The organism is Domibacillus sp. A3M-37 (genome assembly GCF_024213455.1).
Taxonomy (GTDB): domain Bacteria; phylum Bacillota; class Bacilli; order Bacillales; family Domibacillaceae; genus Domibacillus; species Domibacillus tundrae.
Map to the genome: position 1 here is coordinate 107,755 of NZ_JANAVL010000006.1, position 23,029 is coordinate 130,783.

Sequence of the window (23,029 nt, forward strand, 5' to 3'; positions counted from 1 at the left end):
CTTTCTTTTTAAAGCGTGCGGTCACCATTTTTTTGCGTGCAGTCGAGCGACTTGTCTTCAAGCGTCGTAATACCACCCTCTCTATTTCTAGGTCAGGGGTTTTCACACACTGGCTGGTTGTGATCCATGAAATATTGTTTAAATTCGTTAATAAGCTGAACAACTTTACGGAAAACCTCTTCATTTTCGGCACGCCCCGTTTTAAAAAATCGGTGTCTTCAATTTTCCGCCCGCGACACCAGCAACAACATTTTCCGCTGCAAGCATCGCCATTTTTTTGCGTGTTTCTTCTGTCGCAGATCCGATATGGGGAAGCGTCACAACGTTCGGCATTGAAAGAAGCGGATTGTCCCGCTCAACCGGCTCCTGCTCAAATACATCCAGCCCTGCCCCTAAAATTTGCTTTGTTTGCAGCGCCTCAATTAATGCAGGTTCGTCCACAACCGCTCCACGTGAAGCGTTGATAAATATAGCTGTTTTTTTCATTTGGGCAAATTCATTTTTGCCGATCATTCCTTTTGTCTGCGGTGTGAGCGGGGTCATCACACAAACGAAATCCGACTGTTCAAGCAGCTCCTCCACCTGACAATATACAGCGTCATATGTACTCTCCGCTTGTTCGTTTCGCGAACGGTTATGATACAAGATAGTCATGTCAAAGCCAAAATGCGCTCGTTTGGCAAGTCTTGAGCCGATGCCGCCCATCCCAATAATGCCTAGTTTTTTATGGTGAACGTCCACTCCAAATTGATGATCTTTAAAGCCACTCTCTGTCCAGCCGCCTGTTTTCACAAATTGATCCAGTTCCGGCACACGGCGTGCGGCTGCCAGCATCAGTGCCACGATGGCATCGGCAACTGTGTCGTCTAGTACACCCGGTGTATTCGTCGCTCTGATGCCGCGTTTTTTCAAAAGCGAAATATCCAAGTTGTCATATCCGACCGATTTGTTCGCAATCACTTTTAAATTTGGCGCCTGATCCAACAATGCTTCGTCCACCTTTAAACCCGAACCAATTAAGCCATCAGCCCCTTTTAGTGCTTCCAAAAATTCCGGCATCTTTTCTTTATATCCCGGGAAATAATGAACGTCACATGATGCCTGGATATATTCAAGTGCTTCTTCGTACAAACGATTGTAGACGACAACAACTGGTTTCATTCGCTTCATCCCTCCAACTTCACTTTTCGCAATTCATCCATAAATGCCGGCTTGCGTGAATATGAATATCGCAACTCCATCATTACTTCTTCTGCTGGTTGACGATTACAGCTTGAAGAAAAATGTTCAATGAGATTTGCTTCAATCCGGTATTGATTCCGGGTTGAAGCCATTTCGGCCCTGCCTGTAATATACTAGCGATACAGCGCCTTCGTCTCCTCTGAATACTTCTCATACAAATACACAGCGTAGTCTTTAATGTACTCGGGCTCCCTTTTATAATAATAAAGTACCTCTCCAAATTGTTCCTCTTCAATCATCTTTTGTAAATACAAGTATCAGAAAAAGATTGTTCAAATGAAGCTAAATTCATGAAAATACTCCTTTCTGTGCTTTATTAATTAGTGTAGCATGATATATTTGGGCTCACACGAAAAAAAGAGAAGGCGGCATAATTCACTTAATACCAAAAAGCTATTATAGGAGATCATCTCTGTTTTAAATAAAGAAAAGCATCCCAAAAGTCAGCAATACAGACTTTCAGGATGCCTCTGTTTTTTTTAATCAATTTTGCGAATTTCTTCTGTCTGCCGGTCAACAGTGTGCGTGTTTAAATATCGTTTTGCTGACACAAGACACTGCCTTGCAAATTCTTCGTATCCGAGTTCTTTTAACCGTTTCGCGTGCGGCAATTCAATGGAATAGGGCACTTGCGGAATGCGACTGAGGATCGAGGCAACATCAATACCGCCTTCACCAACGTATGACCGTTCTTCCCGCAGAATGCGTGTCATTTCTTCTGTTGACTCCGGAATGGCGACCGGCGCATCACATAAGTGGACATACCGGAACCATTCACGCGGCAGCGAGTCGAGGTCTTCCACTTTTTCCCTGGATCGTTGAAAATGGTGAACATCAATCATCAGCCCCGCGTTTTTTTTATTGACCGCAGTCAATATATCGACTGCACCTGCCAGCGTCGAAACACCGGCAATCGGCACAAATTCTAAATCAATCGTCAGGCCGAATGGCTTTGCCAATTCACAAAGCTCCACAAAACGCTCCATCGCAAGAGAACGATCCTTCGTCCAAACGCTGCTGAGCACATGACGGCCGCCAAGCTCCGCTGCCACTTCCATCGCCGGCTGATAGCTTTTCGGGTCAATGTCCTCACAAATGCGGGCAAGCTCAATATCCAGCAGTTTCATTCCCGTATCAGCCATTGCCTTTTTCGTTTCGCACAGAAGCGTCCTGCTCTCTGTCAATGAAACATCGTGCTCGCCCGGCACCCCCATATGAATCGGACGCAGACTGATAAAATCATATCCTGTTTTAGCCGCAATATAGGTCATTTCAGGCGGCGGGCAGCCAAGAACGGTCAAATACGCGAGTGAAAACTGATTGGTCATCTGTTTGCTCCCCCATTCATTAGTTCGTTGAGACGTGGTGGACGGTTTTTCCTGGCGAATAAATATCCATGATGTTCCAGTGTCCCGCAGTCGGCACCGGATTGTTGAGCATAGCAACATCAATGACGACCGGCTTATTCGCTCCAATCGCCGCTTCCAAAGCCGGCTTAAATTCTTCTGCTTTTTCAATTTTCACGCCTTCTACTCCATACGCGCGGGCAATGGCTGCGAAATCCGGTGATTTTTCAAACAACGTGCCGAGCGTCGTGCCATAATGGGCTTTTTGCAGGCCGGCAATTGTGCCGAATGCAGAGTTGTTCATGATGATCCAGATTACCGGAATATTTTCTTCCGCTGCTGTTGCCAGAAGCGCCGGGTTTTGCCCGAAGCCTCCGTCACCGACAAGGGATACAACGACGCGGTCCGGATGGGCGAGCTTTGCGCCAAGTGCTGCAGGGGCGCCGAAGCCCATTGTCGCGAAGCCGCCTGGTGTTAAAATGGTGCCTGGTGTTAAAATGTCAAACTGCTGTCCGACGCCATTTTTGTTCCAGCCGACGTCCGTCGTAATAAACGCGTCACGCGGGAGAACATCACGTACATCCGCTAAAATACGCTGCGGCTGCATCGGGAAGCTGTTGTCTGTCGCATATTTTTGGTTGCTTTCTTTAAATGCTTTTTTCTCTGCTGCAATTTCTGCTTTTAGTTCTTCATTTTGACGTCCTTCCGGCAGAATGCGTTTCGCTACGCGATTCAAGACCATCAAAGCTTGCTTCAAGCCTGCTACTGCGCCAATTTCAACCGGGTAATTACGGCCGATCTCACTCGGTTCAATGTCGATCTGAATCAGTTTTGTCGGTGGGAAGTTAAACGTAAAGTCTTCTTCCCACGAGCTGCTGTCTGCTTCCGCAAAACGGGTGCCGAGGGCAAAAATATAATCGGCTTCCTTACATTTGTCGTTAATGAACTTCGTGCCCCAGAAGCCGGTCATGCCGAGCACGAGCGGATTGTCATCCGCTACGGCGCCCTTGCCCATCAAAGAATGCGCTACCGGGATATCTAAGTGGTTGACGAATTCCGCCAGTTCTTCCGCCGCATCCGCAAGCAAAATACCGCCGCCCGCGTAAATGACTGGGTTTTGGGCCTCCAGCAATGTGCGAATAATCGTTTCCGCTGTTTCTTCATCAATCGATGGTTTTTGAAGCGACTTCGTGTGATGGGTTTGCTTTTCGAATAGCGCCGTATCGATTTCTTTTGAGAAAATGTCCATCGGCACAGAAACAAGAACTGGACCCGGCGTACCCGTTTCTGCCAGCTGGAACGCTTTCTCTAAAATTTCCGGCAAAAGGTGCGGACTGTCTACGCGCCAGGCACGCTTTACGAATGGACGGTAAATTTCATACTGCGCGGCATCTGCATGAAGATTCACTTCCTGGTGCGGGTGCTTCCCGTAATAATGGCTCGGAATATCACCGGCAATAACCACCATCGGAGTACAGTCGAGCGCCGCGTTTGCGACACCTGTCGCCGCATTGGTGAGACCCGGTCCCACGTGACTGAGCACAACAGATGTCTGCTTTTTCGCCCGTGCATAGCCATCTGCCGCATGTGAGGCGACTTGTTCATGACGCACATTCACAAACTTGATCGAGCTTTTTTCAAGCTCTGTTAAGACTGCGATATTTGTATGCCCACAAAGACCGAAGATATGTTCAACGCCACGGTTTTCTAAGTATTTGACTAATTGTCGGGAGATCAATTCTTTCATGGTCGGAAATCCTCCTTGAAGTTCAAAATAATTTTGGCACACTGCCCGGCTGATGCCTTTTCATAAGCGCGTTCATATTCATGCAGCGGAATGATGTCGGCAATGACTGGATCAATCACAAAGTCCGAATGCCGTAAATAGTCAACACTTTGAGTAAAATCAACAGGAAAGTTGTAAATGATGCTGCCATGAATCGATATTTCACTGCGGACAATTTTTAAGATAGGCAGTGTTGCCTCTGCCGTTAAGCCGATTAACACAACGTCGCCACCCGGCTTGACGATATCGACCGCCTGCTCAACTGCCTGCTTGACACCGGCCGCTTCAATGACCACGTCAAATGCTGCATTTTGTGGGACATCAAATGGTGTATATGTTTGGATATTTCCATAAGCCGAAACATCTGCCAGTTTTGATTCGTTAATATCAATCGCTGTAATGGATGCACCGAGATGAGACGCGAGCGCAATCGCCAGCTGGCCTTCTGTTCCGCATCCGATCACGGCGACAGTTGTTTCATTCGTTATGTTCACCCGTTTAAATGCATGAACCACAACAGCGAACGGTTCGATTAAAACAGCCCGTTCATCTGACAATTCATCCGGGACCGGCAAAATGTATTTCGCTGAAATCGTAAATTCTTCCGCAAAGCCGCCATCTGTGTTCACACCAAGTGACTTTTTTGATATACAAAGATTGGTTTTTCCTTTTTGGCATTGCTCACATTCGCCGCAGTAGGAATTTGGCTGAATAACGACGCGTGTTCCAATTGGTACAGCAACATCTTCTCCTTTTTCAATAACGGTTCCGAGCAGTTCATGACCGGGCGTAATTGGATACGCTGCGTGGGCAATTTTCCCTTTATATACGCCAACGTCTGAACCGCAAATGCCGCCATAAATTAACTTTATTTTTACTTCATCCTGTTCAGGCTTCCGGGCGACGGCGTCTTCTTTTAACGATACATCGCCGGGTCCCGCCAAATATAAGCTGCGCATCTTCTTCACCACCACATCTTGATCGAGGTTTTGCTTTAATATACTCATCGCGTCACACCGGAAGCTGAAGCACGATCATTTTGGATTCGGTCATGTCTTCAATCGCAAAACGCGGGCCCTCGCGTCCGATGCCGCTGTTTTTCACGCCGCCATATGGCCAGTGATCCAGACGGAAATTAGATGTACCGTTAATAACCACGCCGCCGACTTCCAGTTCGTGTGCCGCTTTGTAAGCAAGGTCAAGCTGATTCGTGAAAATACCCGCCTGCAGGCCAAAGTCGGAATCATTTGCCTGCGCCACCGCATCTTCAAACGTTTCATATGGAATGATGCTGACGATCGGTCCGAATACTTCTTGACAGACGACATTCGCTGATTTCGGCGGATTCAGTAAAATGGTCGGCATGACGTTGGCGCCGTTTTGTTTGCCGCCCGTCACAATTTCAGCCCCTTCTTTTACAGCTAGATCGATCCAATCAATGATCCGGCCGGCTGCTTTTTCATCGACTAGCGTGCCAACATCGGTTGCCGGATCGAGCGGATCGCCGACTTTCAGCTTTTCTACTTCGGTTTTCAATTTCTCTTTAAATTCCGGAACGACATTTTGATGCACGTAAATGCGCTGCACTGAAATGCAGCTTTGACCGGAGTTGCTGAAGCCCGTTCTCGCACACATCGCAGCTGCCCGGTCCAAATCGGCATCTTCGTGAACAATCGTCGCCGCGTTGCCGCCAAGCTCAAGCAATACTTTTTTCATCCCTGCAATAGCGCAAATGTTGCGGCTGGCAACAATACCGCCAGTAAACGAAATGACGTTGACCCGTTCATCCTTGACGATGGCCTGGCCGCTTTCAACACCGCCGAGCACCATGTTGACCGCGTTTTTCGGAAATCCTGCTTCAAGCAAAAGCTCCAATAAAGCGGTTGCAATTAATGACGTCTGAGGAGCTGGCTTTAAAATGGTGCTGTTTCCCGCAGCAAAAGCCGGTCCGACTTTATGACAGACGAGGTTCAGCGGTGCGTTAAATGGTGTAATCGCTGCAATCACACCAACCGGAACGCGGAATGTGACAGCAATGGCATTTGTTCCTCGTTCAGACGCGTCACCCGGCATGCTTTGACCGTTCAGCCGTTTTGCTTCTTCTCCCGATAATTCAAGGGTTTCTACTGAACGGGCAACTTCATCCAGTGTGTTTTTCAGCGGCTTGCCAAGCTCCATTGAAATAAGGCGGGCAAATTCTTCTTTTCGTTCTTCCAACAAAACAGACGCTTTTTTCAAAATGCGCGCCCGTTCATGAGCCGGAATCGAAGCAATTTCTTTTTTTGTATTAAAAGCGGCTTGAAGCGCGTTTTCCGTATCCTCCATCGTGGCAATTACCTGGCTGCCGATCACTTCACCAGAGTACGGGCTTTTCATTTGGATCGTTTCACGGTTTCCTTCCAGCCATTCTCCGTTAATAAATGGTTTTGCTTTTTTGAATTCTGACATTCAGATCACCTGCTTTTTATTTATTAGATCGATCTAAAATTCCGCCTTTTAGTAGATCGATCTAATGAACGATCAAAATAAAAGACTTTCTTTATTGAAAGCGTTAACATCATCTTACATGAATTTATTTCATCGTGCAATACTTTTTACATTTTTCCGTTAACTATTTAGATGATCGAAATATTTCATGGACGGTTTTAAAAAACTTTGCTACGTTTAATTAATAATGGATCGATCCAGAAAGTGGTGAAAAAATGGTTTTAGTTCTATATCCCGCATTAATTATCTTATTTATACTGTCGGTTTTTATTGATGCTTCGTTGCTTCACTATATAGTTGGAGCTGTTGCCTTTTTGACACTCTTGACCGCTTCTTTAAGATCCCAAGGTCTCTACTTTTATTCAGGTCTTATTTTTTTTATTATTGGAGCCAGTCTTTTTTTCGTTCAAAATTTGCCCTGGTATTCTTTTTTCTTATATTTCGATTCAATGCTTGGCGTTATGTCTCTTTTTCTCGTGCTTCCTTTTTTAAATTCGATCATTCGCGTCGGCCATTACGATACAAACTTGAATGTTTTGCTCCGACGTGACATTCAGACGCTGGATAAGCTGTACCGTCGCAGTTTTATCGTTTCACACATGCTTGGGCTGTTTTTAAATATCGCGACAATCCCGCTTTTAAAAAATTCGCTTCAGCAAACGTTAAAAAAGCTGCCAAAAGAAACCGCGAACTCGTTTTTGTCCGGGAGTCTTTTACGCGGGTATGCACTGTGCCTTTCTTGGAGTCCTATGGAGGTCATGGTCAGTGCCTCACTCGATATGACTGGAAAAACGTACTATGAAGTGATCGTGCCGATGTTTTTGATCGTCTTGCTTTTCGCCGCAATCGACTACACTATTTCATTTTTTAAATACCGGGAATTCGGGCTGCACATTGCGGATGCGCTGCAATCAGCGGCGAATGTGAAACGAAAGATGATGGAAATGGGCGGCATGCTGCTGTTGTTTATTTTATTAACATCCGTTTTCCAGCACTTTTTCCAGAAAGGCTATTTGCTGTCTGTTGTCATTGTGATCATCCCGATTTCATTTTTTTGGGCGCTGCTCATTAAAAAGCAGAAACGTTACATACGCGTAACAATTCCCTACTGGAAAGAACGAACAGCAGGATTGTCCAATTATTTCTTTATGTTTTTAAGTGCAGGCTTATTTGTCAGCATGCTCGCAGAGTCCGGTGCCCTGTCCATTTTACAGGACGGGTTTCGCAGTGTATCCGATCAGACATTGCTGTTTTACTTTATGATCGGCTTGTATTTTTTTGTGACCTCACTGACTGGGTTTCACCCTCTTGTCTCGATTACATTGCTTGGGGAGCTGTTGCGGCCGGTACTGCCGGAAGTGTCTTCTGTATCATTGACGATCGTCCTCATTACATGCAGCCTGGCAACGGTCATGTACAGCCCATTTAATTTATCCGTATCTATTTTATCCGAACTTATGCGTGTCAATCCGTTTCACATTGTCCGCTGGAATGTACGATACGCTTTGCTTTATATGGGCGCCAGTATTTTAATTGCATACAGCATCGGGTTATTTTTTTAAAATTCCAAAAAATATTTACGATACTGCACGGCTGTACTATACTAAAAGGTAATTCATATTAGAGAGAGTAGTGTTTCGATTGAATAATGTGCGGACGTCTGCGAGACAGAAAACAATTGTGCTAATCGGTTTTATGGGTGTCGGCAAAACGACAGTCGGTGAGCTGGTGGCGAAGAAATTATACCGAACTTTTATTGATGTGGATAAAGAAATTGAAACAGATTTCGGCATGACCGTTCCGGAAATCTTTGAGCAGCACGGCGAGCCTTTTTTTCGCGATTACGAACAGAAAAAAACGTGTTCACTGGCGCAGGAAAAGCTGAAAGTCCTGTCAATTGGCGGCGGAGCCTTTTTAAACCCGGATATTCGGAAGGCGTGCCTTGATCATTGCATCGTGTTTTACCTTGATGTCGCCTGGGAAGAATGGAAAGAGCGGCTTAATCTCTTAATTGACAGCCGGCCTATTTTGCAAAGCAAAAACATTTCTGAAATTGAAGAACTGTTTTATAAGCGGCAGAGTGCTTATGCGATTAACCATTCAAAGCTGTCGATCAATCACCGGTCCGCGGAAGAAGTGGCTGACTTTATCGTTGACTCGTTGAAATATGCATGGGAATTATACGAACCGAATAACGTATAAAATAAGGACTGTCTCCTAGTTTGAGACAGTCCTTTTCAGATCGGATTTTAACCCATTTTTGCCTGTCCCTCGGGCTTAGGACTGAGTGTCGAACATGGACCGGCTTTCAGCATATAACTGCTATTCTGATCGGTTTTGCCGAGCAGCTGCTGTACGTCTTTTGCTGTTCCAATCATTTTGTCCAGATCAATGCCCGTTTTAATGCCCATTTCCTCGAATCCATGGACAAGGTCTTCTGTGGCAATATTGCCTGTAGCTCCCGGCGCATATGGACAGCCGCCAAGTCCCCCGACAGAGCTGTCAAAATGGATAACACCTTGCTGCATTGCCGCCACTGCGTTAGCAAACGCCATGCCGCGTGTGTTGTGAAGATGCATCGAAAACGTCATTTCAGGAAATTGCTGCTTTAATTGACCAAGATAGCTGTACACTTGTCGCGGATTGGCCATTCCTGTCGTATCTGCAAGCGATACTTCATCTATACCCATCTTAGTATATCGATCTAATACAGGCACTAAGCGGTCAACTGGCACAATGCCTTCATAGGGACATCCAAATGCTACAGAAATCGAACCGCCGACTTTTACGTTGTGCTTTGCTGCCAGCTCAATAATCGGCTCCAATGCATTTTGCGCCGCTTCCACGGTTGCATTCGCATTCGACAAGCTGTGTGAATCTGTTGCAGACAGCATAAGTTTCAGCTTTTTAATCCCGACATCAATTGCCCGCTGCGCGCCTTTTGCGTTTGGCACCAATGCGCGAAAGGCAATTCCGGTTAAGTCTTGTGAGCGCGATACCACTTCTTCTGCGTCTTTGAGCTGTGGAATCGCTTTTGGATGCACAAAAGACGTAATTTCCATTGATTTGACGCCTGTATCAGCCAGCCTGCGTATAATCTCCACTTTCGTATCAGTTGGAATCCAGTCATGCTCCGCCTGAAATCCGTCACGTGGCGCTACTTCACAAATCACAACTTTTTGAGGCAACAATAAATCATGCATTGGTTAAATAACCCCTTTCTCTTTTAAATCAGCCATTTTTTCGGCTGACAACCCTAATTTCCCGCTGAAAATCTCTTCATTATGCTCGCCAAGCTCCGGCGCCCGATAACGGATCGCACCCGGTGTAGCAGAGAAATTCGGCACAACCCCCGGTACTTTTACTTTGCCGAGGCGCGGATGCTCCACTTCAACAATATTTTGGCGCGCCGCATAATGAGGATCGTTGAAAATATCTTCAATGCTTAAAATCGGGCTGACCGGTACACCAAATGCATCCAGCTTTTCCTGCAGCTCCTGCTGTGTAAGCCCTTTAATAAAATCAATAACAATTTCCTGTACATCTGAATCATTTTGCAAGCGGACCGAATTTGTATAATAACGGTCATCTTCGAGCATATCCGTCCGGTTCATTGCTTCAGCCAGCCGGTTAAATGTAGAATCGGTGCTGCAAACGAGGACAACATACTTGCCATCTTTTGTTTCATACGTGCCGGCCGGGCTTGAATGACCCGCAAGTCCCGGGCTTCTGCCGCGTACTTTGCCGTTTTGATCGTACTCAGCAATTAAAAATTCAAGCATGCGGAAAATCGATTCATACAACCCCATTTCAACAACCTGGCCATCCCCGTCTTCATTCACATCACGATGATACAGTGCACTTACAGCCGCGAACGCTGCATAAATACCGGTAATGTAGTCAAGCAGTGAGTAGGAAGGGCTGACAGGCGGACGGTCCGGATAACCCTGCAAATACGTATGGCCGCTGAAGGCTGTCCCCGGTGTGCCAAATCCTGCTTTTTCACTGTAAGGACCTGTTTGTCCATAGCCAGAAACACGGATCAAAATTAATTTCGAATTAACCGCTTTCAAAACATCGTATCCGAGTCCCCATTTTTCCAGCGTTCCCGGTCGGAAGTTTTCGATCAGCACGTCAATATCTTGAATTAATTTCAGGAAAAGTTCTTTCCCATCTTCCGAGTGAATGTTCAATGTAACGGATTTTTTATTGCGGGCAAGACCCGGCCAGCGAAGCGCCTCTCCGTCCTTCCAAGGCCCTACCGTGCGGAGCGTATCGCCCTTATTTGGCAGCTCCACCTTTGTGACATCTGCCCCTAAATCCGCCAGCAATGTGGCCCCGAATGGAGCCGCGATCATTGTCGAAATGTCCAAAATTTGCACACCCGTTAACGGGCCAAAGTTCTTCCGTTCCATATTAATCCCTCTCTTTCAACACATTTTCACGTATATGGTGCAAGTGAACGTTCATCGCGTCTACAGCCGCCTGCGTATCTTTTCGCTTCACCGCGTTTAAAATGGCGCGATGTTCCTGAAGCGACTGCTCATACCGCTCTTCCGACTGTAATGTCTGCTTCCTGACCGGTCGATACATGCTTAAATTCGTTTCCATCAATGAAACAAAAACAAAGTTTTGTGTCGCTTCTGCCAGTGCCAGATGAAAGTTGCTGTCTGCATCGACTTTCTCGTCTGGATTCTTCAGCTTTTCTTCCATTGCTTTTAACGCTGCTTCCATTTTTTTAATATCTTTTTCTTCCGCCCGCTCACTCGCAAAAGCAGCAATGCTCGGTTCCAGTGCTTCCCGCGCCTCGATAAAATGCATCACAGCGGACTTCTCCAATACATCAACCGGATTAAAATGTACATTCACCGGTACGCGCTCGTCTACTTTTTGAATAAACCGCCCGCCTCCTGGCTTTGAAACGATCAGTCCTTCCGATTCCAGCACGCGGCACGCTTCCCGAAGTGATGTGCGGCTGCAGCCAAGTGTTTTGGCTAAATCCCGCTCTGCCGGCAGCCGGTCATTTGGTTTTAATTTTCCCTCTTTAATTAAATGCCGGATTTGCAGCACAATTTTTTCGTATATACGGGTGGTCCTCAGTTCATTGAACATCGTATCGCTCATGTTCAAAAGCCTCCTTTTTGGACTGTTGGGCTATTGGGCAGTCCAATTTATAAATCAAGTATATTCTGTATTAAAAACCCGGTCAAGTAAATTCTTTCATAATTGACATTTGATATCCCAACGCCTGATCTCTTCACAAAAAGAAGAGGACTGTTTTACTTAATCAGTCCTCTTCTCTGTTTATAGATTCGGTTTTTTTCCGGAAGATGTCCGCACGAACAATTCCGGTTCTAGTATGATCCGTTCTTCTTCACGCGCCTGATCTTTAATCCGTTTATGAAGCAAGTTTGCCGCATTTGTACCGATATGCTTTGGAAATGATTCAACTGTTGTTAAGGATGGATAAAAAGTTGCCGCTTCTAGTACGTTATCAAATCCAACAACCGATAAATCAGTGCCCGGCTGAAGGTTCAATTCCCTCATCCGCTGCATTACGCCAAAGGCAACGAGATCATTAAAACAGAAAACTGCTGTCGGCGGATTATCATGTTTTAAACTAGCATCAAGCGCCTGAGCGCCGCCTTCTCGTGTAACCGGACTTTGAAAGATCAATGTCTCATCGATGGACAGATCTGCTTTTCCATGAGCAGCTGTATAGCCTTCAAACCGCTTTTTCCAGGCGGATGAATCTGAAAGACCACCTAAAAACGCGATTCGTGTATGTCCATTTTCGATTAAATGGTCAATCGCCATCTCAACACCTTTTTCGTAGTTAATGCCAACGTAATCGCAATGGAGATTTGGGATTTCGCGAACAGCGGTGACGATCGGAACATTCCACTGGCGTATTTTTTTAACAGTCGCCGGTGAGTTATCGGATACCGGACATAAGATCACACCGCCAACCCGATGCTCGAGCATCGTTGATAACAACTTGTCCTGCTTGGCATCCGAATCAAACGTCGTCGCAAGAAAGACCGTATAGCCTTCTTTTTCAAGCTGGTGATGCACGCCTGTTAAAAATTCGGAGTAGTATGGATTGGCAAAGTCTGTGACAACAACCCCAATCGTAGACGAGCTTTGCGAGCGTAAATTAGCCGCTATCCGGTCATACACATAGCCGAGCTCCTGCATCGATGCCTGCACTTTTTTCTTCGTCGCTTCTGAAATGCTCGGGCTGTTCCGCACAATTAACGATGCTGTTGCCCTTGACACACCTGCATGGTCTGCTACTTGCTGCAGCGTTACACGTCCGCTTTTCTTTTTCATCATCCCCACCTGCCCGTTTCTCTTAACTTTTATTTTTATTATATAGAACACCGCTTACACATCAAAATAAAAATCACCCGCCCTCATAGAGCGGGTGAAGATCCTGCATCATTGTGAGAACCACTTTTTTCATCTTGTTAGGCAGCCTTTTAATCAGCATATCTACACCCAAATGATCCTTGTTTTTAAACGCGCCAATGGCTCCGAGAAATGTCAGCCAAATAAAAAGATACCGTGACATTTCTTCCGACCACGTAATTCCCGAGTTAAACAAATAACGGAGAACAACATTGCCAAAGACAAGAACGACCATAATGGCTAATGCGACAGCCATAATAATGTTCAACGAATTCTCTAAGTATCTCGATATTTTATTCATTTCTTCTCCTCCTCTCCAGCTAAAGCAAACTTAAATAAAAGTGTTTCATTATCATTCTTTTTTGAGAAAGAAAGCTAAGGGACATTTACATTCCTTAGCTTTCTTTTACGTTATTTATTTGACTTCATTCATAATTTGATCAACGAGTTCTTCCCCAACTTTTGATGTGTACTTGCTATAAACTTCCTTCGCTTTATCTTCAAAGCCTTTTCGTGCTTCTTCAGAAAGCTCTGTTACTGTCATTCCTTCTTCTTCAAGGATTGCAAAGGCTTCTTCGCTCTCTTTTTGGTTCAGTTCACGCTGGTAGTCTCTTGCTTCTTCGGATGCTTTCGTCACGATTTCTTTTTCTTCATCAGATAATGTCTGCATAAATTTGTCGCTAATCATAAAAACGCTCGCATTGTAAATGTGGTCTGTTTTTGTTACATAATCCTGTACTTCATAAAAATTTCCAGTTGTAATATTGCCTGCAGGATTTTCTTGACCATCTACGACTCCCTGCTCAAGCCCTGTAAATAATTCTGTGTATGGCATTGGAGAAGGATTTGCACCTAAGGTTTTCCAAAGATCAATATGAAGTTCACTTTCAAGCGTTCTGATTTTCAAACCTTTAACGTCTTCTACTGACTTTACTTCACGCTTATTATTTGTTAACTGTCTAAAGCCGTTTTCCCAATAGTTTAAACCAACAATTCCTTGGCTATCGAGCTTTGTTAACAAGTCTGTTCCAATTTCGCCGTCGAGTACTTTATAAGCTGTTTCTTCATCTTTAAACAAGTATGGGAAATCCAGCACTTCAAATTCTTTAACAAAACCAGCAATTGGACCTGATGACATTGTCGTTCCTTGAATAGAATTCATTTTCAAACCTTCAAATACAACACGGTCACCGCCAAGCTGTCCGTCCGGGTACACTTCAACTTTAATCGATCCATTCGTTTCTTCTTCAACAATTTCCTTAAACTTATCAAGACCTTTTGTTAAAGAACGGTCTTTCGATGTGGCAACTGCCATTTTCATCGTTTTTACTTCAGCCGCGCCACCGCTTTCACTTTCACCAGAACCAGAACAAGCTGCCAGAATCATCATTGTCATTGTCACAAGCAAAACTATTAATTTCTTCATTTTCCTACCCCCTTGTTTTTTCAAAAATAAGATAGCGCTTTCAAAAATCTGCATTTTTTAGATCGATCTAAAATTTAAGTAAAAAATTAGATCGATCTAATTTAAAGCAATACTTTTCCACACCTTTTGCGGAAGGTTGAGCATTGTAAGTAAGCGCTTCGTTTTTTTCATTCTATCCTAATCTTTTGAAAATTACAACGGTCTTTTTTTATTTTTTTAAAATAGAAAAGCCTCTTATCAAGGCTTTTCTGTCACATACCCCTCCTTCCCCGCTCCCATTCCCGCAATAAAAAGACCCATGACGGCTGCGATTAAAAGCAAAAGAGGGACCGTCCATCCATTCATCATGTCATGAAGCGCGCCAAATAAAGCCGGACCTAATGCCGCGAATAGATAGCCGGCAGATTGCGCCATTCCGGATAAATCAGCGGCTTCAAAGGAATTTCTTGTCCGCAAACTGAAAAACATCATCGCCAGGCTAAATGCACAGCCTCCTGCGGCGCCAATTAACATTACCCAAACCAAAATCCATTCTGTCCATTCGAATAAAATACCGCTCAGGCCCATCATCATAAACAAAGCTGCCACAATAACGAGTGGCTGTTGATTTTTCATTCGACCTGCAAGAATCGGTACGATAAATGTAAACGGCAGCTGCGTAAATTGAACAATGGAAAGCATCCACCCTGCTGATTCCGCATCAAGTCCCTGTTCTTGTAAAATATCAGGCAGCCAGGCAACAAATGAATAAAACAAAAGAGACTGAATACCCATAAATGCGGTTACTTTCCAGGCAAGGGCCGAGCCTTTCAGTGACGTTTTTTTGTACACGCTTTGTCCGGCTTTTAATGGTCGTCGAATGTAGCGCCACTGCGTGAGCCAGATCAGGATAGCGGCGCACGCCAGTATAACCGAAAAGCCTAGTGCTGCCCGCCAGCCAAGGTTACTTGAAGCAGCGATTGGAATGCTGAAACCGGAAGCGAGTGCTCCCGACAAGTTCATTGACGTTGCATAAAAACCGGTCATAAGCCCTATTTTATGAGCGAAATTCAATTTGACAAGTGCCGGCATAATGACGTTGCAAAGCGCAATAGCGATCCCAAGCAGAACGGTACCTGAAAACAAACCGGCTGCGCTCCCGGATGGCCGCAGCAGCAGGCCGGCTGTTAAAAGAAGCAGGGCACTGAACAGCACTGCTTCCATGCCGAATTTTCGCGCCAGCTTAGAAGCAAACGGCGACAATATGGCAAACGCCAGCAGCGGAATAGTTGTCAGGGCACCTGCCGCTATACTAGATATATGTAAGTCGTCCCGGATAATGGTTGTGAGCGGTCCGACGGAGGTGATCGGAGACCGCATATTCAGTGCCAGCAAAATAATACTGAACAGCAGAAAAAGCTGCCCGGTCTTTGAACGCTCTTGTTCTCTTTGAAATGTTTGGCTGCTCATTGTTTTTTCCTTTCCCGCTGTACTCTCTCAAAAAAACCCTGCCATTAATTGGCAAGGTTTCGTCGAATAAGATGAACGATAAACGTCCCTATAAACGCTATCGCCAAAATAATAAAGAAAATCGTATGGCTTATTTCGATATGCACAACGCTCAACAGCATTTTTGCCGATATAATCGCAATTAAAACATAAGCAGTCGTTTCCAGCTCTGGAATCCGGTCGATTAATTTAATAAACACACCTGCTACTGTCCGCATCATGAGGACACCAAGCATCCCGCCAAGAAGCAAAATCCACACTTCTTTGCTGATGCCAAATGCCGCCAAAACGCTATCGACCGAAAACGCAATATCCATCAATTCGACCGCTGCGACAGTTCCCCAAAACGGACCAAACAGCCGCACTAAAAACCCCATTTTGTTCCTGTCGCCGGACAGTTCTTCTTCGCTGCCTTTTTTAAAATGGCTGAAAGACAGCCATGCTAAATAAAGGGCGCCAAGAATTTTCACCCATTGGATTTCCATCAGCCAAACACCAAGACCGATTGCGATAAACCGAAACGTATATGCACCCAAAAGCCCGTAAAATAAGGCCTTTTTTCGTTTTTCTTCCGGCAAATGGCGTACCATCACAGCTAATACAAGCGCGTTATCCGCCGATAAAAGGCCTTCTAGCACAACGAGGGTACCAATTAACCCCCAGCTGACCGGGTCTGTTAAAACACGTATCCACATATCCCAGTCGAAAAAAGAGGCGTACGTATGAACGATGCTGTCGATTGCACCCAATTTAAAGGCCTTCTTTCACTTAATTTCCGTTTAGAAAGGTGACACAAACACCTTCTGGTACCGTTACTTCCGAATTCGCTGGAGTTAGCCGGCCTGTTTCCGCTCCACGTTTAAATAAAACGACATTGTGTGTCTTTTCGTGAGCGACAATTAAAAACATTTCTGTCGGGTCTAAATCAAAATCACGCGGCCAATCGCCTTTTGTCGAAACAATTTCCACTAAACGAACATCACGACCGTCCTCAAGCGTTTCAAATACCGCAATGCTGTTATGTCCACGATTGCCTGCGTAAACAAAGCGGCCATCAGACGAAATACGAATCGCACTTCCTTGGCTGTTTTTTGTAAAATCAGCTGGGATCGTTTTGTAAGAAGCAAGCTGCTCAAACGTCCCATCCTGTTCGTTAAATGCCAGCACCAGCACTTCATTACTTAATTCTGTCATCACGTATGCGACGCATTCAGTTGGGTGAAAGACGATGTGACGGGGACCAGCTCCAGGCTCTGCATTGAAAACGGCTTTTTTCAATAAATCTTCTCCCGCTACTTCATATGTCACAATTTCATCTGTTCCAAGATCGACTGCAATGACGTAACGCTCATCTTTTGTTGTGCCAAAAAAGTGTGTATGCGCTTTTTCCTGACGATCCGGATTCGGGCCTGTCCCTTCGTGCGTCGCCACATCAAGCAAATCAACCAATTTACCCGTTTCTGCGTTAATGCTGTACATTTCCGCTGTGCCAGTATGATATTGGGCTGTAAACGCACGCGTTCCATTTTTATTAAGAGTGACGTGACACGGTACCCCTTCACTATCAAGCACATCATTCAGCTTATGAAGCTGGCCGTTATCGATTGAAAACGCCGCAAGTCCGCCGCCTTTTCCGCCTTTTTCTACTGCGTATAAAAACTTCTCGTTTTCACTGATCGTTACGTATGTTGAATTGTTTACTTCCGCTGCAACTGCTGCGTTTGAAAGCTCGGCTTTTTCTGTATCAAGCTCGAACGTATGAATTCCTTTTCCATCCTGCTTTGTATAGGTTCCTATAAACCCTGTATAGATCGTCATGAAAGTGCCTCCGTTTCATATATCGTTCCTCTTTTTCATTATATACGACACAACTATTATACACCATGAAACTTGAATAAGTCTTTGGTGTTGTTTTGTCAAAAAAAATCTACACATTATTATTGTGGCGTTGCCATTGACTGTGAAGAGGAGCGCTCCTTATTTAGAATAAACAGCTGTTAAATGGGGATTCTATTGCTGTACTGCCTGAAAATGATAAAGGAGGATCTCTTCATGTCACATCAACGCCCGAAACCTGATGATCGTTCTGACAACGTTGAAAAGCTGAAAGATATGGTACAAAACACGATTGGAAACATTGAAGCAGCCGAGGAAACGATGGGTTTTGCAAATGAGAAAGAACGCGCGGCCATTAAAGCGAAAAATGCCCGTCGTGAAGAAAGTATTGAAGGTATGCGCAGCGAAATTCGGGATGAAGCCGCAGCGCGGAAAAAATAATGTAGTCCAAAATCATAAAAAGCGGGGTTGTCTCAAGTTAATTGAAACATCCCCGCTTTTCTTTTAGCAATACATTCAGGAAATTTTTCAAACTGTCCGGCCGTTTTTAACAGACTGACCAGACAGTTTTTTTGCTTTTAGATAAATGTAATTGTATAGTCTGCTTCAAAACGGCCGCCTTTTTCAAGCTTGTTTACACCCATTTTTTCATCTAGTTTTCCAGTCGTGTCCACCGTGTCGGCAATGCCGTACCACGGTTCAATGCAGACAAAGGGAGCCATCGTGCCTTGTGATTGATTGTAGCTTGACCAAATGCCGACAAATGAAAAACCAGTTAAATCAACATCAACGCCGTGACCGGTTTGATTAGAAGTAAGCGAAACACGATCGATGTGGCTGTAAATAAACGCATCATTTTTGAACAAGGATGCCTGAATAGAAATCGGCTCAATGCTTTCGACGGATTCTTTTTCTTTCACTAATGATTCGACCAGTTCATATTGCGTCACCCGCTTGCCCGGTGCCTTTGTAAAATTGAGTGTGTAGTCTGCCGCTTTGTCCTCACTTGTGAGCGGCACGTTAAAAGCGGGATGGGCACCAATGGAAAAATACATCGTTTCACCCTGCATATTGTGAATTTCCCAGCGGACATTTACTGATTGTTCGTTCAGCGTATAATGAATAACGGCTTGAAACCGGTATGGATAAACATCTAAAAAAGCGTCTGATGATTCGAAAACAAAAGAAACGTGATCTGCATCCTGCTCCTGTACAGAAAACTCTACATCGCGCAGAAAACCGTGCTGTGATAGGTGATAGGACTTTCCGTTTAACTTATACTGATCTTTCTTCAGCCGGCCGACAATAGGAAACAGCACCGGTGAAACGCGGCCCCAATAGGTGCTGTCGCCGTTCCACATATAACGCAGCCCTGTTTTTTTGCCTATGACCTCCCGCAACTCCGCACCGGACGTGGCAATGCTGACTTTTAGTTCTTCATTTTCAAGAATGATCATCGATAAACTCCTTTCCTATCCCTAAAATATTATTGCTTTTCTTCTGCTTCCCATTTGGCCACTTCTTCTCGTACGATCGGTGCTACTTCTTTGCCTAACAGTTCAATGGCTTTCATCACGAGATCATGCGGCATCGTGCCAACCGGGACGTGAAGCATAAAACGGGTAACACCGACATGTTTACGAAGATGAATAATTTTTTGGGCGACTGTTTTCGGATCTCCAACGTATAACGCACCTTCAAAGCTGCGGGCCGCATCAAAGCTCGACCGGTTGTATGGCCCCCATCCACGCTCTCGTCCAAGGTTGTTCATGACAGCTTGTGTGGACGGGAAAAACTGATCCGCCGCAAGCTCCGTGTTTTCCGCAATAAACCCATGTGAATGTGATGCAACCGGCAGTGTTTCTGGATCATGCCCCGCGTGAACCGCGGCTTTTTTATAAAGCTCTACAAGCGGAGCAAACTGTACCGGACTGCCGCCGATAATCGCCAGCACTAGCGGCAAACCAAGCAGACCAGCACGAATAACAGATTCCTGATTGCCACCGCTGCCGACCCAGACAGGAAGCGGGTCCTGCACCGGACGCGGATATACGCCCAAATGGTTGATGGACGCACGGTGCTTACCTTGCCACGTCACTTTTTCGGATTCTCTAATTTTCAATAATAAATCCAGCTTTTCTTCAAACAGCTCATTATAATCTTGCAGATCATAGCCGAAGAGCGGAAAGGACTCAATAAATGATCCGCGTCCCGCCATAATTTCCGCACGGCCGTTTGATAGGGCATCGAGTGTCGCAAAATCCTGGAACACCCGCACCGGGTCAGCTGAGGATAGCACTGTCACCGCACTCGTCAGCCGAATGCGCTTTGTCTGTGTTGCCGCCGCGGCAAGCACGACTGCTGGAGAAGACGCCGCATAGTCACTGCGGTGATGTTCACCCACGCCAAACACATCAAGCCCTACTTCGTCTGCCAAAATAATTTCTTCTACCACTTCACGCAGCCGCTGTGCATGGCTGACGACTTCGCCTGTTTCCACATCAGGCGTCGTTTCCACAAATGTGCTTATACCTATTTCCACTAATTCCCCTTCTTTCCATCACCTTTTATTTTCACTTTTTAAAAGTACCATGATTTTTTCATTCAACAAACTATTTTGGGTTTTAACGATTAAATGCCCAAAGTCTTTATTTTATTCTTACTCTTAATCAAAAAGAACCAAAAATAAAATGAGAGTCGGATTCTATCTACCTGGAATCCAAAACCACAGCCACGGAATCCGGCTCGAGAAAGATAGTTATGAATAAAACGCCATCCCCACAAGTCCAGCCATGGCAATGACATACGCCGGATGTGTCCCTCTTTTCACTAATGAATAAAGAGACATGATAAAAATTCCCGTTAAACTCGCCGTATGCAAGTTTACTTCCGCTGCCATGCCGGTTGACAGCGCGAATTTTACGGACGCAAAAAGAATAAGTGCAATGACAACAGGGCGCAAACCATAAAAAATAGATTTCATGACACGGTTGTGATTCAAACGGTTAAAAAATGAGGCGACGATTAACACAAGAATAAGTGATGGAAGGACCATCGCAAGAGCAGATATTGCCGCTCCCGCCCAGCCTGCCATTTGATAGCCGGTGAAGACGGCGGTATTTGTCGCAATCGGTCCAGGTGACATGCCGGCAATCGCAACAATGTCAGTAAATTTCTGCGTTGTCATCCAGCCCTGCCAGACAACTTCCGTTTCAATAACGGGAATAATGGCGTAGCCGCCGCCAAATGAAACGAGGCCAGTGAGAAAAAAAGTCTTAAATAACAGCCAGAGCATTAGATATCCGCCCCCATGAAATACTCAATCTGCTGTTCATGGTCATCCACTGCCGTTTCGATGCCTAGCCGGTCTTTAATGCCGATAAGCAGGATACCGGACACCGCGCCTAACGCGATAACGAAAACAGGATGAAAACGAAAAAACAGGAGCAACATGAAAGCAGCTGCCGCAACAGCGAATGTCGTTTTGTCTACAACCGCGCTTTTGCGCATTTTGAACGCCGCGAACACAATGAGCGCCACAACCGCGGGGCGGATGCCTTCAAATGCCGCTTCCACTTTCGGATGCCCGCTGAAAAAGACATAAAAAATGCTGAGCGCAACCACGATAAAAAACGTCGGAATCATGACACCGATTGTAGCAGCAATGGCCCCGGTGATCCCTGCGATCCGGTAGCCGATAAACGTGGCCGCGTTAATCGCGATCGCGCCCGGAATGGAACCGGCCAGCGCAAATAAGTCGGTCACTTCTTCTTCCTCAAGCCAGCGCTTTTCCTCAACGACTTCCCGCTGAATAACCGGGATCATCGCATAGCCGCCGCCAAATGTAATTGGTGATAGTTTAAAAAAGGTCAGAAAAATTTGAAATAATAGCTTCATCATCATCACCTCTTCTTTTCATTTTACCACCGCCCATTTTCAAATTCCCGGTTTTCTTCCTTTTCGTTAGGGAAAAGGAAAAGCAATCTCTCTAATGAAAGGATTGTTTTGATGACTAAAATGATTTATGGAAATACGCCATGTTTTTTAGGAGCAAAAAATTTAGTGAACAAGGATCGTTTGGATGAAGTTGACGCTGTTGTTTATGGTGTGCCGTGGGAAGGCGCTGTGACATGGGGCCATTACACGGGGTGTGAACTTGGTCCAAAGGTGATGCGTTTAAGTTCAGGACGCTACAGCGGCTATTTGCCGGAGCTTGACCATATCGATGTATTTGAACATTTGAAGCTTGGCGATATTGGCGACGTCGATGTTGTGCCGGCGGATGTAGAAGAGACGATGGACCGGATTACAAATTTCACCGATCCTCTTTGGAAAAGCGGCAAATTTTTAATCGGACTGGGCGGTGACCATGGTGTGACCTTTCCGATTGTAAAATCGTTAACGAATCAAGGAAAAAAAGTCGGCATCATTCATTTAGATGCCCACTATGACAACCTGCCGTCTCATGACGGCGACCCGTATGCGCGATGCAGCCCGTTTATGCGGCTTTATGAGCAGGAGGGTGTTCGGAATGAAAGCATTATCCACGCTGGTATCCACGGTCCCCGCAACAAACCGGAAAGCGGCCGGAACGCGCGCAATGCCGGTGCAGTAACAGTGACGGTCAATGATATTCGGGAGCATCAAGATTTAAAAGCACTTGGCCGTAAACTGCATGAAATGGCCTCCAAATATGTTGACTGTGTGTATTTAAGCATTTGCAGCGACGTTCTTGATTACGCGTTTAATCCAGGCGGACCAGTTGATGGGAATGGACTGACATCATATGAGCTGTTAACGCTTGTGCACGAGATTGCCAAGCAGGGCATTATCGGCATGGACTTTGTGGAAGTGTATCCGCAGCAAGACCCATCGCAGTTTTCTGCCCATTTATCATCCACGATTATTTTGTACGCGCTCGCTGGACATATATTAGGTCCGCACGATGCGAATCATGAAGGCGTTGCGACGGCCCAGACGGTTTAGTCGGGCGAACTTTCCCGCTAT

Annotated in this window: 22 protein-coding genes and 2 pseudogenes; 4 read left to right on the forward strand and 20 right to left on the reverse strand. The window is 45.5% G+C overall.

The window, feature by feature from the left end; genetic code table 11:
* Positions 1-23: 23 nt before the first annotated feature.
* The 7 genes and pseudogenes from NLX67_RS11445 to NLX67_RS11475 all read right to left on the reverse strand — a co-directional run.
* Positions 24-194, reverse strand: a pseudogene (locus NLX67_RS11445) (altronate dehydratase); the annotation flags it as partial.
* Between the two features lie 7 nt (positions 195-201).
* On the reverse strand, positions 202-1,161 hold the full coding sequence (locus tag NLX67_RS11450) for a 2-hydroxyacid dehydrogenase (protein ID WP_254311835.1): 960 nt from the start codon (positions 1,159-1,161) through the stop codon (positions 202-204).
* 5 nt (positions 1,162-1,166) lie between these two features.
* Positions 1,167-1,334: a hypothetical protein gene (locus NLX67_RS11455; protein ID WP_156154041.1), complete on the reverse strand. Its 168-nt coding sequence runs from the start codon at positions 1,332-1,334 to the stop codon at positions 1,167-1,169.
* 387 nt (positions 1,335-1,721) lie between these two features.
* Positions 1,722-2,570: a sugar phosphate isomerase/epimerase family protein gene (locus NLX67_RS11460; protein WP_254311836.1), complete on the reverse strand. Its 849-nt coding sequence runs from the start codon at positions 2,568-2,570 to the stop codon at positions 1,722-1,724.
* A 19-nt stretch (positions 2,571-2,589) separates the two neighbouring features.
* The gene (locus tag NLX67_RS11465; RefSeq protein WP_254311837.1) at positions 2,590-4,335 is read right to left on the reverse strand and encodes a thiamine pyrophosphate-binding protein; all 1,746 of its coding nucleotides are present in this window, start codon (positions 4,333-4,335) and stop codon (positions 2,590-2,592) included.
* Positions 4,332-5,381 carry a zinc-dependent alcohol dehydrogenase gene (locus NLX67_RS11470; RefSeq protein WP_309143127.1) on the reverse strand — a complete coding sequence of 350 codons (1,050 nt, stop codon included), beginning with the start codon at positions 5,379-5,381 and terminating at the stop codon, positions 4,332-4,334. Before NLX67_RS11470 ends, NLX67_RS11465 begins: the two co-directional genes overlap by 4 nt.
* Before the next feature lie 4 nt (positions 5,382-5,385).
* Positions 5,386-6,822: an aldehyde dehydrogenase family protein gene (locus NLX67_RS11475; RefSeq protein ID WP_046180073.1), complete on the reverse strand. Its 1,437-nt coding sequence runs from the start codon at positions 6,820-6,822 to the stop codon at positions 5,386-5,388.
* Positions 6,823-7,076: 254 nt separating this feature from the next.
* On the opposite strand from NLX67_RS11475, the gene NLX67_RS11480 reads away from it, so the two are divergent.
* Together NLX67_RS11480 and NLX67_RS11485 are read left to right on the forward strand one after the other, a co-directional pair.
* Positions 7,077-8,423, forward strand: a complete 1,347-nt coding sequence (locus NLX67_RS11480; RefSeq protein WP_254311838.1) for a hypothetical protein — start codon at positions 7,077-7,079, stop codon at positions 8,421-8,423.
* Between the two features lie 133 nt (positions 8,424-8,556).
* Entirely contained in the window at positions 8,557-9,063 is a 507-nt protein-coding gene (locus NLX67_RS11485) for a shikimate kinase (protein ID WP_254311896.1), read from the forward strand.
* 47 nt (positions 9,064-9,110) lie between these two features.
* Here NLX67_RS11485 and NLX67_RS11490 read toward each other — a convergent pair whose 3' ends face one another.
* From NLX67_RS11490 to NLX67_RS11530, 9 genes and pseudogenes are all read right to left on the reverse strand, one after another.
* Positions 9,111-10,064, reverse strand: coding sequence for a hydroxymethylglutaryl-CoA lyase (locus NLX67_RS11490; RefSeq protein WP_254311839.1), 954 nt, complete (start codon positions 10,062-10,064; stop codon positions 9,111-9,113).
* Positions 10,065-10,067: 3 nt separating this feature from the next.
* Positions 10,068-11,276: a CaiB/BaiF CoA transferase family protein gene (locus NLX67_RS11495; RefSeq protein ID WP_254311840.1), complete on the reverse strand. Its 1,209-nt coding sequence runs from the start codon at positions 11,274-11,276 to the stop codon at positions 10,068-10,070.
* 1 nt (position 11,277) lies between these two features.
* Positions 11,278-11,985 (reverse strand): FadR/GntR family transcriptional regulator, encoded by a 708-nt coding sequence (locus NLX67_RS11500; protein WP_052728477.1) that lies wholly within the window; start codon positions 11,983-11,985, stop codon positions 11,278-11,280.
* Positions 11,986-12,165: 180 nt separating this feature from the next.
* On the reverse strand, positions 12,166-13,197 hold the full coding sequence (locus NLX67_RS11505) for a LacI family DNA-binding transcriptional regulator (protein ID WP_046180159.1): 1,032 nt from the start codon (positions 13,195-13,197) through the stop codon (positions 12,166-12,168).
* A gap of 106 nt (positions 13,198-13,303) precedes the next feature.
* Positions 13,304-13,573, reverse strand: a pseudogene (locus tag NLX67_RS11510) (TRAP transporter small permease); the annotation flags it as partial.
* 114 nt (positions 13,574-13,687) lie between these two features.
* Positions 13,688-14,698 carry a TRAP transporter substrate-binding protein gene (locus NLX67_RS11515; RefSeq protein WP_254311841.1) on the reverse strand — a complete coding sequence of 337 codons (1,011 nt, stop codon included), beginning with the start codon at positions 14,696-14,698 and terminating at the stop codon, positions 13,688-13,690.
* A gap of 237 nt (positions 14,699-14,935) precedes the next feature.
* The gene (locus tag NLX67_RS11520) at positions 14,936-16,147 is read right to left on the reverse strand and encodes a CynX/NimT family MFS transporter (protein WP_254311842.1); all 1,212 of its coding nucleotides are present in this window, start codon (positions 16,145-16,147) and stop codon (positions 14,936-14,938) included.
* A gap of 44 nt (positions 16,148-16,191) precedes the next feature.
* A complete protein-coding gene (locus NLX67_RS11525; RefSeq protein WP_375143370.1) occupies positions 16,192-16,935 on the reverse strand; it encodes a DUF475 domain-containing protein in 744 nt (247 codons plus the stop codon).
* A gap of 19 nt (positions 16,936-16,954) precedes the next feature.
* On the reverse strand, positions 16,955-18,004 hold the full coding sequence (locus NLX67_RS11530; protein ID WP_254311843.1) for a lactonase family protein: 1,050 nt from the start codon (positions 18,002-18,004) through the stop codon (positions 16,955-16,957).
* 234 nt (positions 18,005-18,238) lie between these two features.
* On the opposite strand from NLX67_RS11530, the gene tlp reads away from it, so the two are divergent.
* Positions 18,239-18,463: a small acid-soluble spore protein Tlp gene (gene tlp, locus NLX67_RS11535; protein WP_046180064.1), complete on the forward strand. Its 225-nt coding sequence runs from the start codon at positions 18,239-18,241 to the stop codon at positions 18,461-18,463.
* Positions 18,464-18,600: 137 nt separating this feature from the next.
* Here tlp and NLX67_RS11540 read toward each other — a convergent pair whose 3' ends face one another.
* From NLX67_RS11540 to NLX67_RS11555, 4 genes are all read right to left on the reverse strand, one after another.
* Entirely contained in the window at positions 18,601-19,479 is an 879-nt protein-coding gene (locus NLX67_RS11540) for an aldose 1-epimerase family protein (protein ID WP_254311844.1), read from the reverse strand.
* 29 nt (positions 19,480-19,508) lie between these two features.
* Positions 19,509-20,564, reverse strand: a complete 1,056-nt coding sequence (locus tag NLX67_RS11545; RefSeq protein ID WP_046180062.1) for an LLM class flavin-dependent oxidoreductase — start codon at positions 20,562-20,564, stop codon at positions 19,509-19,511.
* A gap of 216 nt (positions 20,565-20,780) precedes the next feature.
* Positions 20,781-21,317, reverse strand: a complete 537-nt coding sequence (locus NLX67_RS11550; protein ID WP_254311845.1) for a chromate transporter — start codon at positions 21,315-21,317, stop codon at positions 20,781-20,783.
* On the reverse strand, positions 21,317-21,919 hold the full coding sequence (locus tag NLX67_RS11555; protein ID WP_245618098.1) for a chromate transporter: 603 nt from the start codon (positions 21,917-21,919) through the stop codon (positions 21,317-21,319). The genes NLX67_RS11550 and NLX67_RS11555 overlap by 1 nt, the downstream gene beginning before the upstream one ends.
* Positions 21,920-22,030: 111 nt before the next feature.
* On the opposite strand from NLX67_RS11555, the gene NLX67_RS11560 reads away from it, so the two are divergent.
* Entirely contained in the window at positions 22,031-23,008 is a 978-nt protein-coding gene (locus NLX67_RS11560; protein WP_254311846.1) for an agmatinase family protein, read from the forward strand.
* Positions 23,009-23,029 lie beyond the last annotated feature (21 nt).

Excerpts from the sequence above, each read along its gene's own strand:
- NLX67_RS11470 (WP_309143127.1), bottom strand. The coding sequence starts at position 5,381 with ATGAGTATATTAAAGCAAAACCTCGATCAAGATGTGGTGGTGAAGAAG.
- NLX67_RS11550 (WP_254311845.1), bottom strand. The coding sequence starts at position 21,317 with ATGCTCTGGCTGTTATTTAAGACTTTTTTTCTCACTGGCCTCGTTTCA.
- NLX67_RS11465 (WP_254311837.1), bottom strand. The coding sequence starts at position 4,335 with ATGAAAGAATTGATCTCCCGACAATTAGTCAAATACTTAGAAAACCGT.
- NLX67_RS11455 (WP_156154041.1), bottom strand. The coding sequence starts at position 1,334 with ATGGCTTCAACCCGGAATCAATACCGGATTGAAGCAAATCTCATTGAA.
- NLX67_RS11450 (WP_254311835.1), bottom strand. The coding sequence starts at position 1,161 with ATGAAACCAGTTGTTGTCGTCTACAATCGTTTGTACGAAGAAGCACTT.
- NLX67_RS11505 (WP_046180159.1), bottom strand. The coding sequence starts at position 13,197 with ATGATGAAAAAGAAAAGCGGACGTGTAACGCTGCAGCAAGTAGCAGAC.
- NLX67_RS11555 (WP_245618098.1), bottom strand. The coding sequence starts at position 21,919 with ATGAAGCTATTATTTCAAATTTTTCTGACCTTTTTTAAACTATCACCA.
- NLX67_RS11495 (WP_254311840.1), bottom strand. The coding sequence starts at position 11,276 with ATGGAACGGAAGAACTTTGGCCCGTTAACGGGTGTGCAAATTTTGGAC.
- NLX67_RS11485 (WP_254311896.1), top strand. The coding sequence starts at position 8,557 with ATGGGTGTCGGCAAAACGACAGTCGGTGAGCTGGTGGCGAAGAAATTA.
- NLX67_RS11490 (WP_254311839.1), bottom strand. The coding sequence starts at position 10,064 with ATGCATGATTTATTGTTGCCTCAAAAAGTTGTGATTTGTGAAGTAGCG.
- NLX67_RS11540 (WP_254311844.1), bottom strand. The coding sequence starts at position 19,479 with ATGATCATTCTTGAAAATGAAGAACTAAAAGTCAGCATTGCCACGTCC.
- NLX67_RS11475 (WP_046180073.1), bottom strand. The coding sequence starts at position 6,822 with ATGTCAGAATTCAAAAAAGCAAAACCATTTATTAACGGAGAATGGCTG.
- NLX67_RS11500 (WP_052728477.1), bottom strand. The coding sequence starts at position 11,985 with ATGAGCGATACGATGTTCAATGAACTGAGGACCACCCGTATATACGAA.
- NLX67_RS11520 (WP_254311842.1), bottom strand. The coding sequence starts at position 16,147 with ATGAGCAGCCAAACATTTCAAAGAGAACAAGAGCGTTCAAAGACCGGG.
- NLX67_RS11480 (WP_254311838.1), top strand. The coding sequence starts at position 7,077 with ATGGTTTTAGTTCTATATCCCGCATTAATTATCTTATTTATACTGTCG.
- NLX67_RS11515 (WP_254311841.1), bottom strand. The coding sequence starts at position 14,698 with ATGAAGAAATTAATAGTTTTGCTTGTGACAATGACAATGATGATTCTG.
- NLX67_RS11560 (WP_254311846.1), top strand. The coding sequence starts at position 22,031 with ATGACTAAAATGATTTATGGAAATACGCCATGTTTTTTAGGAGCAAAA.
- NLX67_RS11530 (WP_254311843.1), bottom strand. The coding sequence starts at position 18,004 with ATGACGATCTATACAGGGTTTATAGGAACCTATACAAAGCAGGATGGA.
- NLX67_RS11460 (WP_254311836.1), bottom strand. The coding sequence starts at position 2,570 with ATGACCAATCAGTTTTCACTCGCGTATTTGACCGTTCTTGGCTGCCCG.
- tlp (WP_046180064.1), top strand. The coding sequence starts at position 18,239 with ATGTCACATCAACGCCCGAAACCTGATGATCGTTCTGACAACGTTGAA.